The organism is Pedobacter sp. ISL-64, from assembly GCF_018613605.1.
Lineage (GTDB): Bacteria > Bacteroidota > Bacteroidia > Sphingobacteriales > Sphingobacteriaceae > Pedobacter.
Window position 1 is genome coordinate 40,484 of record NZ_JAGGPU010000008.1, and the last position, 15,826, is coordinate 56,309.

Sequence of the window (15,826 nt, forward strand, 5' to 3'; positions counted from 1 at the left end):
AAAAGAGGCTTTAGGGCCTCTTTTTTATTGGTATCTAGTCATGCTAATCCGATAGCTATCGGATTTAGTTCAGCATCTTTCAATCAATGATGCGGAATAAAACTTTCCGCTTTTTCCAGAACAATTTTTAAGCCAGCCGGGTTTTTACCGCCTGCGGTAGCATAAAACGGTTGTCCACCACCGCCACCTTGGATTTCTTTACCCAACTCGCGAACAATATTAGAAGCATTTAATCCCTTTTTCACCAGGTGATCAGAAAGCATTACGGTAATTCCCGGTTTGCCATCAATTTCTGTAGTAAAAACCAGAAACAGGTTATCAACCATGTCTTTCAAAGAGAAAGCAAGATTTTTAACTGCATCAGCACTCTGTAGATCAATGTGTTTAGCAATCAGGTTAATACCGTTAATCCCTCTTACATGATGAACGATTTCATGCTTTAAGGTGTTTACCCGTTCTATTGTCGACTTTTCAATTTCCTTTTTCAGTTTTGCATTTTCATCCAACAATGCTTGAACGGACGCCGATAGATCTTTACTTCCGTTTAGCAATGCTTTTAAATGACCAAGTTCCTTTCTTTGGTCTAAGAAGTATTGTTCAGCTTTATCAGCAGTAATGGCTTCGATACGACGAACTCCAGCTGCTACAGCACTTTCAGAAACAATTTTAAATGAACCGATCTGCCCGGTAGCTTTTACGTGTGTACCACCGCAAAGTTCTTTAGAGAAATGGTCGTCAAAAGTAATCATGCGGACAAAATCGCCGTATTTTTCGCCAAATAAAGCCGTTACACCACTTTCAATGGCATCTTGATAAGGAACGCTACGCTGTTCCTTTAATTTAATGTTCTGACGGATTTTCTGATTCACAATTACCTCAATCTGAGCTAATTCCTCATCAGTAACTTTAGCAAAGTGAGAAAAATCGAAACGCAGGTAATCTGCATTCACCAACGAACCCTTTTGGTTAACATGTTTGCCTAAAACTTGTTTTAATGCCGCATGCAGTAAGTGTGTGGCAGAGTGGTTATCTTCAGTTAAAATACGTTTATCTTCATCTACAACAGCCCAAAATTTACCTTCTAAATTATCGGGTAAGATATCGGTAAAATGAACAGTTAAGCCATTTTCTTTTTTGGTATCGGTAATGTCTACCCAAAACTGCCGACTGTGATCTTCTAAACGGCCGGTATCTCCTACCTGACCACCGCTTTCAGCATAAAAAGGTGTTTGGCGTAAAACAATCTGGTATTGTTCTTTGCCTTTGGCTTTTACTTTACGGTATTTTAAAATCTCAGTTTCAATTTCTAAGTCATCATAGCCTACAAATTCGCTTTGATCTTCTGCATTAACTAAAATCCAGTCACCAGTATCAATTGCAGTAGCGGCTCGAGAACGATTTTTTTGTTCACCAAGAGCAGTATTAAAGCCATCAATATCGACAGTAAAATCTCTTTCTTTGCCTATAAGAATTGTTAAGTCAATAGGAAATCCATCAGAGTCATATAATTCGAATGCAAAGCTTCCATCCATTACAAAAGAGTTAGCAATTTTATCTAGAACATTTTCTTTAGTAAGAGAATCCCATTTACTAATATCATATCCCCTTTCTAAATACTTTTTTCGCTCATAATCTAAAACTTTATTAATCCCCCTACCCAAAGTCCTCAAAAAAGAAACTTCTTCTTCCAGCACTACTTTCTGAACGAAATCCTGTTGCGAAATCAGTTCATCAAATACACCTTTAAATTGCTCAGCCAATAAAGGAACCAATTGATTTAGGAAAGGCTCTTTAAAGTTTAAGAAAGTATAAGCATACCGTACGGCCCTGCGTAAAATCCTGCGGATTACATAACCCGCTTTATTATTAGAAGGTAACTGACCATCGGCAATAACAAAGGAGATAGCACGGATGTGATCGGCCATAACACGCATGGCGATATCGGTTTTCTCGTCAGCACCATATTTAATGCCAGATTTTTCTGCAATAAACTGAATCATCGGCTGGAAAACATCGGTATCGTAGTTAGAGGTTTTTTCCTGTAAAACACGTACCAAACGCTCAAAGCCCATTCCTGTATCAACGTGTTTAGCTGGTAAACTTTGCAAAGAACCATTTTTTAAACGGTTAAACTGCATAAATACATTATTCCAGATCTCGATTACCTGAGGATGATCCGCATTTACTAAAGTAGCACCATCAACTAAAGCTTTTTCTTCATCAGTACGGCAATCTACATGGATTTCAGAACATGGTCCGCATGGCCCGGTATCGCCCATTTCCCAGAAGTTGTCTTTTTTATTTCCAGGTAAAATGTGGCTTTCATCAACATATTGTTTCCAAAGATCGTAAGCTTCCTGATCTTTTTCCAGACCTTCTTTTTCATCGCCTTCAAAGTAGGTGACATATAATTTTTCTTTCGGGATTTTGTAAACTTCTGTCAATAGTTCCCAACTCCAGGCAATAGCTTCTTTTTTGAAATAATCGCCAAAACTCCAATTACCCAACATTTCGAACATGGTGTGGTGGTAAGTATCAATACCTACTTCTTCCAGATCGTTATGTTTGCCCGAAACACGTAAACAACGTTGTGTATCAGCAACACGAGAATATTTTATGGCCGCCTCTCCTAAAAACAGATCCTTAAACTGGTTCATACCCGCATTGGTAAACATTAAAGTGGGGTCGTTTTTAACCACAATCGGTGCGGAAGGAACAACATGATGTTGTTTCGATTCAAAAAAACTAAGGAATGCCTGTCTAATCTCTTTTGCTGTCATTTCAATATTATTGGAGGGAACAAAATTAAAATTTTATTGCGTTATTAAGGAAAAATCGAGCTACATTTGAATACTTTAATTAATCGATATAAGACACTCATAATCAAGCACAAAATATGCCGTATAAAGAAAGAGACATTAATAAAATGTATTATACCATGGGCGAAGTGACTGAAATGTTTAATGTTAACGCATCTCAGATCCGTTTTTACGAGAAGGAATTCGATATCCTACAGCCCAAGAAAAATAAAAAAGGCAACCGTCTTTTTACTCCAGAAGACATCGAAAATCTAAAGATCATCTTCAACCTTGTTGATGAAAAAGGATTTACATTAAAAGGTGCCAAAGACTATTTAAAGAATAATAAAACAGGCGTTAGAGAGAATCAAAAAATTATAGATTCGTTAGAAAAACTGAAAGGTTTTTTGGTAAACCTGGCAGAAGAACTGTAAATATTTTATTTCCTTTATCATTATCAATTTTCTTTGTATTACTCCTATGTAATTAGAAAAATACATTTTTTGTAGTTTTCTAATTATTTTTCTATATTAGCAAAACCAAAACATCAATCACCCCTATTTTTTATTAACTGGTATAAACCCTGATTATGAAAATATGGTATGTATTGTTGCTTGTCTTTTTCCTCTATTTTTTATTTTCCCAAAACCATTTGGGTGGCTGTTTATCTGCCATAGTTAATCATTTCTTTCTTCGAGAAAATTCTTTTGGAATTACATTGATCCCTAACAGAGAAATGGTAACTGCATGGGCTGTTAACCTTTATGATAAATTTCTAATTGGAGGTGGCTATGCGGTTTAAGAGCTTAATTGTTGCATTTGTAATGATTGGATTCATGGCGAATGCTCAAATCAATACTGAGGAAACAGATACACGTGATATTTTGGAGAGTATGGCCGAAAACCTCCCCGATGATTACGATATGACTGAACTGATTGATGTATTGGAAAAATATCGTAAACATCCAATTAATCTAAATCGTACTTCAGTTGAAGAATTAAAAACTTTGGTTTTCCTTTCCCCTCTACAGATTGGTAATTTCTTTACACATCTAAAGGAAAATGGTCAGCTTACAGATGTACTGGAATTACAAAGTATTGACGGTTTTGATATTAAAACCGTGCATAATCTCCTCCCATTTGTAACGTTGACCAATATCGCTGAATACCAGCAGCTCAATTTTAAAAACATTGTACGTACTGGTGAAAATGATTTGATGATGCGCTTTGCCCAGGCCCTACAAAAACAAAAAGGTTATACAGATTTACCCGGGAACCGGTATTTAGCTTCGCCGGAAAGATTTCAGATGCGCTACAGATATCATTATAGCTCAATTCTATCAGCAGCCATTACTTTAGACAAAGATGCTGGTGAAAAATTTATAGGCAAGCCTTTCGATTTTTATTCGGGCAATATCGCGTTATTCAAATTGGGTAGGCTAAAAAAACTGGTAGTTGGCGATTATACATTGCAATTTGGGCAGGGCTTAACACTATGGTCGGGTTTTTCTTTTGGCAAAGGTCCTGATGTAACCAGCGTAGCTAAAAAAGATTTAGGTTTAAGGCCTTATAACTCCACGAATGAATATTCTTTTTTTAGAGGAAGCGCTGCAACGATTAACTTATTTAAAAATGTAGACATTACCCCTTTTGTTTCGTTCCGCAATCTTGATGCTAGCCAAAAATTAGATTCAGAAGGAAATTTAGTTCAGGCCACCATTAATCAAACTGGTTTACATAGAACCCCTACTGAGATTAAGAATAAAGGCGTTTTAGCGCAAAGCGTATTTGGTACCACAGTTCAATATGCCAAAAACGAATTTGCTGTTGGCGCAATTGCTTACCATACTCGTTATAAGAGCCGTTTTATTACACAAACAGCAGCTTACGATCGATATAGTTTCACAGGTAAAGCGCTAACCAATTTGGGGTTGTTTTACAATTATACATATAAAAATATGTACCTCTATGGCGAGGCAGCCAAGGGTTTAGGTGGTGGCATTGCCTATATTAACGGTGTCCTCATTAGTTTGTCACCAACAGTTTCTGCTGCTTTAACTTATCGCGATTATGATAAAGATTATCATAGTTTCTTTAATCAGGCAGTATCCGAATCGAGCGAAGCCGTAAATGAAAAAGGATTGTATGCTGGCCTAAATATTAATCCCAATAAACAATGGGCTTTTTCTTTCTATGGTGATTATTTTCGGTTCCCGTGGTTAAAGTACCGTGTTGATGAGCCATCAAAAGGTTACGAGATTTTAACCCAGGCCGTTTATACACCAAGCAAAACCTTTAAAATTTTAGTCCGATTTAAAACAGAACATAAACAACAAAATACGGATTTAGATGTGCCTGTTAACTTTTTAGACAATGTAAAAAGAGAAGGTTATCGGGCAGAGGCAAGCTGGCAATTGAATAATAATTGGCACTTCCAAAACAGGCTAGAGATTTCACAATATAAAAAAGGTAGTGCCAATAGAGAATTTGGTTATCTCGTTTATCAGGATGTAGACTATTCTCCAATGTTCGCTAAGCTAACAGGAAATGTAAGATTTGCCTATTTCAATACCCCAAGTTATAACAGCAGAATTTATGCCTATGAAGATGATGTTTTGTACAGTTTTGCTTTTGGAATGTATAATGGAAGAGGTTTTAGGACTTATTTTAACCTGAAATACAGTATAATTAAGAAGCTAAATGTTTGGGTTCGATATGGGTTGTTTGTTTATAAGGACGTAGAAACAGTAGGTACTTACCTGGATGAAATTAAGGGCAATAAAAAATCAGAAGTTAAAGTTCAGGTACGCTATCAATTTTAAACAATGTTTAAGTCCGAATATGTTTTTGTCAGGATCCTGTTTCCTTTTCTTTTAGGTATCTGCATTTTTTATTTTTTTCCAAAAAGCATAGGTATTCAATGGTGGGCCTCAGTCTTACTTGTTGTTTTACTGTGCATTTTATTGTTGAATATTACTTATAAAAAATTAAATGTTTACCGTTACAAGGGAGCTGTTGGTATTTTAATTTTTACACTTTTCCTCAGCCTTGGCGGTTTACTTTGCTTGCTCCATAACGAAAGTTTAAACCAAAATTACTTTGCAAAAACGCCGTGCAGCTATTTAAAAGTTTGGGTGAACAATGAACCTCAGCAAAGTAGCAACATCTTACGTTTTAAAGCAAAGGTAGTATCGGGATATCAAAAAGACAAACAGATCAGGTTGTCGGGGCAGATGCTTCTTACCATAAAATTAGATGGTCTAAAACCTATTAAATTAAAGTATGGCGACGAAATCATGATCCCAGCTACATATACCGAAATAGAGCCTCCATATAATCCTGCAGAATTTGATTTTAAAGCCTGGCTGGGCAGTCAGAATATTTATCATCAGGCTTTTATAGATCAGAATTATATCGTTAGCAACAAAAATAATAATGGTAATCCCATTATAAAGATGGCTTTAAACTTAAGAGAAAAGCAGGTTGCAAAATACCGAAGCCTGATTAAAAGTGATGAAGCTTTTGCAGTGGCCTCTACCCTTATTTTAGGTTACCGTGCTGATTTAAGCAAAGAAACTTTATCGGCCTATTCCAAAACAGGAACCATTCATGCTTTATCTGTATCAGGAGCACACGTAGCCATTATTTATGTCGTTTTGGATTTTTTGTTCCTCTTTTTGAACAAAAATCGGGCGCTAAGGATTGTGAAACTGTTGTTAATCTGCACTTTGATTTGGGGATATGCTTTGTTAACAGGGTTATCACCTTCTGTGGTTCGCTCGGCTGTAATGATCAGTATTTTAATTACGGCTAAAGTTTTATCGAAGCAAACCAATAGTTATAATGTTTTGGCCTTTTCGGCATTTTGTCAGCTGGTTTACAATCCGTTTTTAATTTTAGATGTTGGGTTTCAGCTTTCCTATCTGGCCGTATTCGGACTAATTTATCTTCAGCCTAAAATTTATAGCCTTCTTTATACTGAACATATTTGGCTAGATAAGTTATGGAATTTCACAGCTATGTCTTTAGCCGCACAAGTAGTCACGTTTCCATTAAGCATTTACTATTTTCATCAATTCCCACTTTACTTTCTTTTTGCGAATCTTTTTATCACCATCCCATTGGTGTTAATGATGTATTTAGGAATTGCAATATTAATTCCGGCATTCAGGTTTTTAGCGGCGGTTTTCGAATGGGTAATAAATTTTACAAATGCCGTATTAAAATGGATTGCCAATTTACCATATGCCAGCTTTTCATCAATATGGATTAATTTGCCTGAATTTGCATTGTTGAGCCTATCGCTCGGGTTATTTATTTGTGCCTTGGCGAAATTAAACAAACGACTTTTGTTCTCTTCTTTAATGCTGTTTGTTTGTTATCAACTTTTGATTGTACACGATGATCTAAATGCTTTTCATCAAAGGAAAATTATTTTCTTTTCCCTAAGAAAAAACTATGCAGCTGCTTTTATTAATGGAAAAGAAGCTGTTTTGGTTTCAGATTTAAGTGTTGAAGATAAAAATTATGATTTTTCTATTGTTCCGGCATTAACGCAATTACAGGTAAACAAAATACGTTTTATTAGTTTTAACAAAGATACCGTTTTGGGGCAGTTCGTTTTAAAGAACAAGCAAATTGCCTTTTTTAATTATAAGGTGCTGTTGATTGATGAAAACCTGAATGATAAAAATATAAACGGAAATGCTACTTTTTCAAGTATCTGGCTAAGTGGAAATACTAAATTTAATTTAGCCAAAATGAACCTTGATATAAAATATAAAACAGCAATAATCGATGCTACTAATAAAGATTATAAAATTCAGATCTTAAAGAAGTGTATGGAGAATAATGATATAGATGTACATGTTTTAAAGAAAAATAAAGCATATTTGGTGCAACTAACCCAATAACATGGAAAATCTGGTTTTATATCAGGTTGCTGAAAGAATAGCAACGATAACAATCAATAGACCCGAAAAAAGAAATGCGCTAAACCCCAAACTTATCGCTGAATTAACTTCTGCATTTATAAAAGCATCTGAAGATGACCTGGTAAAAGTGGTAATATTGAATGCAAATGGCGATACTTTTAGTGCTGGTGCCGATTTAGCATATCTTCAGCAATTGCAGCACAATACATTTGAAGAAAATGTGGCTGATTCTAATCATTTAAAAAAACTCTTTACAACCATTTATTATTTACCAAAAGTCGTTATTGCACAGGTAGAAGGTCATGCCATTGCCGGCGGCTGTGGTTTGGCCACGATATGTGATATTGTTTTTGCTACCCCTGAAAGTAATTTTGGGTATACTGAGGTGAAAATTGGTTTTGTACCTGCTATTGTTTCTTGTTTTTTAAAACAAAAAGTGAGCGAATCCATAGTCAAGGAAATTTTACTAACTGGAAAAATCTTTTCTGCTGAGCAGGCATTGAAATATAATTTGATAAATTTTGTAACAAATTCATCCGATATTCATCAAATAGTAAGAGAATTTGCATTAAGTTTGTGCAGCGGGAGCTCTGGTAATTCGTTAATGATTACTAAACAATTGATTACGCAAACAACCAACCCCCTATTGGAAAAATGCTTGGAAACTGCGGTACAGATAAATGCCCGTGTAAGAGAGAGTGAAGATTTTAAAAAAGGAATCTCTTCATTTTTAAACAAAGAAAAAATTAATTGGTAAAAAACTAAACTGAAATAAAAACATGTTCAAATCAATCAAAACTAGTGTTATAGCTTTAATCTTAGTAAGTACTGCTATAATTGCTCATGCGCAAAAGAAAATTGCTGAAGGTACTTTGGTATTTGCAGTAACTGCTAATGGTACAACAACCGATGTTAAAACTAAATTTAATGGGAACTTAACCAAAATAGAAATTGAAAATGGCCCTGCAATGGTTAACATCATTTCAAATACAGCAGATAAAACCGGATTATTATTAATTGATGTTCCTGTAGCTCAAAAACAGTTTGCGGTAAAGGTGAGCAAAGCAGAAACAGAAGCACAAGAAGCATTATTGCCAAAATATTCTGATTATAAAGCAACTGGTGAAAAACAGACAATTGCTGGATTTAGTGCTGAAAAATATACCTACAAAGATGATAAAGGTGGAGCTCATGAATTATGGGCAACAAAAGATGTTGATATTGCTTCAATTACCAATGGTGGTTTCTTTAAAGGTTTAGGTGCACTTCCTGTAAAATATTCGGCTGTAATTAATGGCGTAAATTCAGATCTGGTTCTAAAATCTCTTTCTGAAGCTAAAGTAGGTGCGATTAGCACTGAAATTCCTACTGGTTACGATATAGTAACTATGGAAGAATTGAAAGCCATGCAAGGTGGTGGTGAATAATTAATCAATTCCAGATAATTTACAGCTTTTTAACTGCAGGCTTTTTATTTAAATTAGCCCGAAAGTTGAAAAGCTTTTTTTATGTCCAAAAACTATATATGATTAAAAAATTATTATTAAGATTATCAATTGCTTGTATAGCATTATGCGCGCTAATTGATGCAAAAGCTCAAAATATCAATTGGGCAAAAGACGGTAATTCCTATTATGAGGTTACCAGAAATGGAGAAATTATTTCTATCACATTACCTAAAAACGACCGAAAAACCATTATATCAAGAGCATTATTAACGCCAGCCGGAAAAAATGATGCTATTACAGTAAGAAGTTTCCAGTTATCGGATGATGGTTCGAAAGCACTAATCTACACCAATAGTAAAAAAGTTTGGCGTTACGATACACGTGGAGATTATTGGTTGGCCGATTTAACTTCCAATAAAATCACTCAAATTGGAAAAGATAGACCAGCTTCATCACTAATGTTTGCTAAATTATCGCCCGATGGCAGCAAGGTTGCTTATGTAAGTAAACATAACCTGTATGTAGAAAATATTGATGGAACTGGTGCAAAAGCTTTAACCACTGATGGTACAGACCGAATGATTAACGGTACTTTCGATTGGGTTTATGAAGAAGAATTTGATTGTCGCGATGGTTTTAGATGGAGTCCGGATGGCAAATCGATTGCTTATTGGCAGCTTGATGCAACGAAGATCAAAAATTTCTTAATGATCAATAATACAGATTCCATTTATCCATATACCATTCCTGTAGAATATCCAAAGGTGGGCGAAAATCCGTCGGCTTGTAAAGTTGGTGTGGTGGATATTGCAACGGCCAAAACGAACTGGTTAAATGTTCCCGGAGATAATATTCAGCACTATATTCCACGTATGCAGTGGGTACCTAACAGTAATGACATTATTTTACAACAGCTTAACCGCGAGCAAAACGAAAGTATAGTATTCATTTGTAATGCAGGTACAGGATCGGCAAAAGCAGTTTATACCGAAAAAGCTAAAGCCTGGATTGATGCACAGGATGAGTGGAAATGGTTAAATGATAATAAAGAGTTTACCATTGTATCTGAAAAGGATGGTTGGAACCACCTATATAGAATCAGTTTGGATGGAAAAAAAGAAACATTGGTTACGAAAGGCAATTATGATGTGATTGATGTAAAATTGATCGATGTAAAAAATAACATGGTCTATTTTCTGGCGTCACCAATAAATGCCACTCAGAAATATCTATTTAAAACCAAATTAGATGGAAAAGGTAAATTAGAACAGGTTACACCTTCGGTTTTACTGGGAACACATAATTACGATATTTCTCCAAATGCTGCTTTTGCCCGCCATTCATATAACAGTTCGCTTGTTGAGCCAATCACAGAGTGGATGAACTTTACTACAGGGAATCCATTTACAATGGACGGGAGCATTACTACACAATTAGCCAAACAAGCTGCAACTAAAAACAAAGTTGAGTTTTTTAAAGTAACTACTGAAGATGGTATTGAAATGGACGGTTGGATGAAAAAACCTGATAATTTTAATCCAGATAAGAAATACCCGGTAGTATTTTATGTTTATGGTGAGCCTGCTTCGGCTACAGCATTAGATACTTATGGTGCAGGGAGAAACCGTTTATATGCCGGTGATATGGCCAAAGATGGTTATATCTATATTTCAATGGATAATAGAGGTGCCCCTCTTCCAAAAGGCAGTACATGGCGCAAAAGTATTTATAAAAACATTGGTGTAATCAATATCCGCGATCAGGCGATGGCCGCTAAAAAACTATTGGCTACTAATGCTTTTATGGATAAAGACCGTGTTGCCGTTTGGGGCTGGAGTGGTGGCGGTTCATCTACTTTAAACCTGATGTTCCAATACCCAGAAATTTATAAAACAGGTATTGCAATTGCAGCGGTTGGTAATCAATTAACCTACGATAATGTTTATCAGGAGCGTTATATGGGCACTCCTTTCCCAAGTAAAGAGGCGTATGTTAAGGGTTCTCCGATTACTTATGCTAAAAACTTAAAAGGCAATTTATTGTATATCCACGGTACTGGCGACGATAATGTACATTATCAGAATGCCGAAATGCTGATTAATGAGTTAATCAAAAACGGAAAGGTTTTTCAATTGATGAGTTATCCAAACCGCACCCACAGTATCTCTGAGGGCGAAGGAACCGGCAAACATTTATCCTTAACTTACACTAAGTTTTTAAAAGAAAACTGCCCTCCGGGAGCAAGATAGAAAAATTTAAAAGCAGCTTTCGGGCTGCTTTTTTTATGCAATAAACATTTGAATAAGCATAGCCGTTACAATGGCTATACCAAAGCTTAACAAAGTTCCGATCAATACATATTCAGTTAATTTAAGGTCGTGTGCCTCTTTTAAATCGCCAAACCGAAATATAGATTTGGCTGCGAGTAAAAAGCCAACAGCTTCGAAATGATTGGTTAAGATAAACAAGAAGATCAGCACTCTTTCCAGTATCCCGATATACTTACCTGCATTTTGTAGCGACTGCGGGCTGTCTGGTTGGTTATCTGGAAGCCATTTAGCAATAATTACCCGCATTACAATTGATGTAGGCATCGTTAGAAATAAAGCCCCTGCAATTAAAACCCAGGTTTTGGTTTCATTAAAAAAACTGATGTTTAAACTTCCCTTATAAAAAAAGTGCCACACCACTACTATCGAAATGAAATGTAAAACCTGATCAACAAAAAACAGTATCCGTGCATTTTTTTTGTTCTGAAAAATTGATTTTAAAGCGTCAATTACAAAATGAAGCACTCCTATTGATAATGCGACCCTCCATACGCCAAAGTTTAAGAAAATAAGGAATATCAAAGCTATGTGAATGGCCACATGCAAATAGAGCTTTATTGATCTTAATTTTTTCCTTTCTTTATCTTTTACCCAAGCATTTGGCTGTAAAAAGAAATCTCCAATTAAATGGACAAGGATAAGCTTGATTAAATAGATATCCATTATTTTAAAATCATTTGGTTCAATTTTTTACGGTAAAGCCTGTCCATTTCCATGATTTCTGTATAATGTGCACGCTTTAAAGCTTCGCTTACAGATGATTGCGTTCGGCCCGAAATAGCCGCCAGTTCGCTTTGTAACAGGTTACTGTTCTCTAAGGCAAGTTTTACCATTTCGGCAGCTACAACTCCCCAGCTATCCATTGATATTAGCGAAAGCTTTATTAAGATATTAATTTCCTCATCAAAATCAGCAGAATCAGTTTTAATGGCTAAATTAACCTTAGCCTGTTTTAAGCTGTCAAATGCCGCTCCTGAATTTACAAAAGCATCTCCGCTGGATTCTGAAAGTTTTTTCCGTTTGTTTTTGATATCTCCAATTCCAATGCCCATTCTTACATCTGCAGGTTTATTTACCCTGATAGATGCTTTTAAATAAGCAGCAGCCATGATGGCATTTTCTGGCTCAACTTCTACCTGGAAACTATCCCCCCGGTAAATCTCCCACTTACTATTCTGATCGGAAACTATTTTTAAAGCGGTTTTTAAGCTTAATAACCAGCTATCTTTAATCTTTCTTGAGCCTACAATATCACCTGTTATAATGCAAATCATATTACAATATCGAACTTATTATTCATATTTCAAAACCAATATCGGGTAATTAGCCGATATTTCTATTTATCGGGTAATTAGCCGATATTTTAAATTATCGGGCATTTAGCCGATATTGATCTAAAACTAATCAATAAATTTATTGTTTAGTAGCTATGGCATTAATAGAATTTACCAAAAGAGGAATTTATTGTAAGCAGGGCGATTTTTACATAGATCCTTGGTGGCCTGTAGATTATGCGGTTACAACACATGGACATAGTGATCATGTGCGTTTTGGAAATAAATACTATCTCTGCCATACCTTAACCAAGCCTATCATCAAACGCAGGATCAGCGAAGATTTGAACGTAGAAACATTGGAATATGGAGAAAGCACTATCCGCAATGGGGTGAATATTTCATTTTTTCCTGCCGGACATATTATCGGATCTGCCCAGGTGCGTTTAGCTTATAAAGGTGAAATTTGTGTAATCTCTGGTGATTATAAAATTGAAGATGATGGCATTACCACACCCTTCGAGCCTGTTAAGTGTCATTCTTTTGTTTCCGAGAGCACTTTTGGTTTACCTGTTTACAAATGGCAAAAGCAAGAAATTGTTTTTAATGGCATTAAGAGTTGGGTGAGCGATAATATTATACAGCAAAAAACAAGTGTATTAATTGCCTATAGTTTGGGCAAAGCACAACGTTTGATTAAAAATTTGGCTGGTGATATTCCTATTTACGTACATAACAGCATTGCTAATCTGAATGAAGTGATTATTGATGCAGGTGTAAAGCTTCCAAAAACCATCAGAATTACTCCTGAAACTACTAAGGATGAATTACAGAAGGGTATTGTAATTGTCCCACCTGCTATGAGGGATAGCCGCTGGATCAAAAATTTAGCTCAACCCGTAACAGGTATTTGTTCTGGTTGGATGCAGGTGCGGGCACACCGCCGTTGGCAAAGTGCAGATGCCGGCTTTGCGCTGAGTGATCATGCTGATTGGCCCGGCTTAATGGAAGCTATTACTGCAACCGGAGCGGAAAAAGTATATGTTACTCATGGCTTTACGGCTGCCTTTAGTCGGTTTTTAAATGATGCAGGCATAGAAGCTGCTGAAGTGTTAACCAAATTTGGGCAAGAAGATGATGAAGAGAATAAAGTAGATCTGGCTGATCAAAACGAAAATAAATAACGATGAAACGTTTTGCCCAATTGATCCAACAGCTCGAACTGAGCAATAAAACCAACGATAAAATCGCGGCATTGGTTAATTATTTTAACCATGCTGATGATAAAGACAAGGTGTGGGTTATCGCATTGTTTACAGGTAAAAAACCTAAAAGACCGATTAAATCAGCCCTGCTTAAATACTGGGCCATAAACATTACCGAAACGCCAGAATGGTTATTTGCCGAAAGTTATGCCAATGTTGGCGATTTAAGCGAAACCATCGCCCTGTTATTGCCGCCTGCCGAAAACACCTCAGATTTTCAATTGCATAAATGGGTTGAAGATTTGCACGATCTGGAAGGTAAAGATGATGAAACTAAAAAAGAATTTATTCTGAGCGCATGGAATAAACTCGAAACACAGGAACGTTTTATTTTTAACAAATTGATTTCTGGAAATTTCAGGATTGGTGTTTCCAACAAAATGCTGGTGAATGCACTGGCTAAACAAAGCAGTTTAGATAGCGCCCAGATTATGCATAGCATAATGGGGAAATGGAATCCTTATGAAATTACTTTTCACGAACTGATAAATGGTATCCATGTGAATACCGATAATTCCTGGCCTTACCCCTTTTGCCTCGCCTACGCCTTAGAGCAAGAACCAGAGAAATTGGGTGATATTTCTGAATGGCAGGCCGAATGGAAATGGGACGGCATCCGCGGGCAGATTGTAAAACGGAATGGAGAACTCTTTATCTGGAGCCGTGGCGAAGAACTGGTTACAGAACAATTCCCCGAATTGCATTTTATGATCGACGTTTTGCCTGATGGTGTGGTTTTAGATGGTGAAATACTGGCTGTACAAGATAAACAGGTTTTATCATTCAGTACGCTGCAACAACGTTTAAACCGCAAAACGATTAGTAAAAAACAATTGGAAGATGCACCCATTGGCTTTTTTGTTTATGATATTTTAGAATATGAAGCCAAGGATTTTAGAGAAGAACCTTTAAGTATAAGACGAAAAATACTCGAGGGGTTGATTGGTGGCTTAGCTGAAAGTCCAGTGATGATCTCTCCGGTAATCAATTGCCATTCGTGGGAAGAATTGGCGGAGCTAAGACAAACATCCCGATCGATCAACAGCGAGGGGATTATGCTGAAGAAGTTAAGCTCTCATTATCATAGTGGGCGAAAAAGGGGCGATTGGTGGAAATGGAAAATCAATCCCTACACGGTTGATGCGGTAATGATTTATGCACAAAAAGGAAGTGGCAGAAGGGCTAATTTCTTTACCGATTATACCTTTGCTGTTCGTGATGGCGAAAACTTAGTCACGATTGCAAAAGCCTATTCGGGCTTAACAGATAAAGAAATTAAAGAAGTAAATGCCTTTGTAACCCGTAATGCAATTGAAAAGTTTGGACCGGTACGTACTGTAAAACCCGAACTGGTTTTCGAAATTGCATTTGAGGGAATTGCTGAAAGTAAACGGCATAAAGCAGGTTTAGCGTTGCGTTTTCCACGTATATTGCGGTGGCGAAAAGACAAAAAAGCCAATGAAATTAATACTTTGGAAGATTTGAGGCAATTGTTAGCATCAACATTGTAAAATTAAACCATGATCTCCATAGAACAGATTAATATAAAAAAATAATTTGAAAAGCAGGTTCCTGTGCGCATCGGAATCGAAAGTCCTGCCATTCGCTTTACTTCGCCCGATGAAAAATCGGGCCTGTGTTCGCTACTGTCAGGTTTAGCTTAATAGGTTTGCCTCTCGATTTTAAACCCGACAGCAGCGATACCCTTTTTTGTTATTGATAAATTAACATTTAACGGTAATTACAAAAAAGGTAAAGCGTATGGCGGGACTGCTCT

Annotated in this window: 12 protein-coding genes; 9 read left to right on the forward strand and 3 right to left on the reverse strand. The window is 36.4% G+C overall.

All coding sequences use genetic code 11. The features are described from left to right. Positions 1 to 83 precede the first annotated feature (83 nt). Positions 84 to 2,780 carry an alanine--tRNA ligase gene (alaS, locus tag J7E57_RS12045; protein ID WP_215128752.1) on the reverse strand — a complete coding sequence of 899 codons (2,697 nt, stop codon included), beginning with the start codon at positions 2,778 to 2,780 and terminating at the stop codon, positions 84 to 86. A 116-nt stretch (positions 2,781 to 2,896) separates the two neighbouring features. Between alaS and J7E57_RS12050 the strand changes: the two genes are divergently transcribed. From J7E57_RS12050 to J7E57_RS12080, 7 genes are all read left to right on the forward strand, one after another. Continuing rightward, entirely contained in the window at positions 2,897 to 3,232 is a 336-nt protein-coding gene (locus J7E57_RS12050; protein ID WP_029274329.1) for a MerR family transcriptional regulator, read from the forward strand. Positions 3,233 to 3,387: 155 nt separating this feature from the next. Next, positions 3,388 to 3,600: a hypothetical protein gene (locus tag J7E57_RS12055; RefSeq protein ID WP_215128754.1), complete on the forward strand. Its 213-nt coding sequence runs from the start codon at positions 3,388 to 3,390 to the stop codon at positions 3,598 to 3,600. Further along, the gene (locus tag J7E57_RS12060; protein ID WP_215128756.1) at positions 3,590 to 5,620 is read left to right on the forward strand and encodes a helix-hairpin-helix domain-containing protein; all 2,031 of its coding nucleotides are present in this window, start codon (positions 3,590 to 3,592) and stop codon (positions 5,618 to 5,620) included. Before J7E57_RS12055 ends, J7E57_RS12060 begins: the two co-directional genes overlap by 11 nt. A 3-nt stretch (positions 5,621 to 5,623) precedes the next feature. Further along, positions 5,624 to 7,711 carry a ComEC/Rec2 family competence protein gene (locus J7E57_RS12065; RefSeq protein WP_215128758.1) on the forward strand — a complete coding sequence of 696 codons (2,088 nt, stop codon included), beginning with the start codon at positions 5,624 to 5,626 and terminating at the stop codon, positions 7,709 to 7,711. 1 nt (position 7,712) lies between these two features. Then, positions 7,713 to 8,489 carry an enoyl-CoA hydratase/isomerase family protein gene (locus J7E57_RS12070; protein ID WP_215128760.1) on the forward strand — a complete coding sequence of 259 codons (777 nt, stop codon included), beginning with the start codon at positions 7,713 to 7,715 and terminating at the stop codon, positions 8,487 to 8,489. A 22-nt stretch (positions 8,490 to 8,511) separates the two neighbouring features. Next, complete coding sequence (locus J7E57_RS12075) at positions 8,512 to 9,159, forward strand: DUF4412 domain-containing protein (RefSeq protein ID WP_215128762.1); 648 nt, start codon at positions 8,512 to 8,514, stop codon at positions 9,157 to 9,159. 98 nt (positions 9,160 to 9,257) lie between these two features. Next, positions 9,258 to 11,429: a S9 family peptidase gene (locus J7E57_RS12080; protein WP_215128765.1), complete on the forward strand. Its 2,172-nt coding sequence runs from the start codon at positions 9,258 to 9,260 to the stop codon at positions 11,427 to 11,429. Between the two features lie 33 nt (positions 11,430 to 11,462). Here the strand turns inward: J7E57_RS12080 and J7E57_RS12085 are convergent, their stop codons facing one another. Further along, positions 11,463 to 12,173 carry a DUF3307 domain-containing protein gene (locus tag J7E57_RS12085; protein ID WP_215128767.1) on the reverse strand — a complete coding sequence of 237 codons (711 nt, stop codon included), beginning with the start codon at positions 12,171 to 12,173 and terminating at the stop codon, positions 11,463 to 11,465. Then, positions 12,173 to 12,784 carry a SatD family protein gene (locus J7E57_RS12090; protein WP_215128769.1) on the reverse strand — a complete coding sequence of 204 codons (612 nt, stop codon included), beginning with the start codon at positions 12,782 to 12,784 and terminating at the stop codon, positions 12,173 to 12,175. The genes J7E57_RS12085 and J7E57_RS12090 overlap by 1 nt, the downstream gene beginning before the upstream one ends. Positions 12,785 to 12,939: 155 nt before the next feature. On the opposite strand from J7E57_RS12090, the gene J7E57_RS12095 reads away from it, so the two are divergent. Next, positions 12,940 to 13,968, forward strand: coding sequence for a ligase-associated DNA damage response exonuclease (locus J7E57_RS12095; protein WP_215128771.1), 1,029 nt, complete (start codon positions 12,940 to 12,942; stop codon positions 13,966 to 13,968). A gap of 2 nt (positions 13,969 to 13,970) precedes the next feature. After that, entirely contained in the window at positions 13,971 to 15,560 is a 1,590-nt protein-coding gene (locus J7E57_RS12100) for an ATP-dependent DNA ligase (RefSeq protein ID WP_215128773.1), read from the forward strand. Positions 15,561 to 15,826 lie beyond the last annotated feature (266 nt).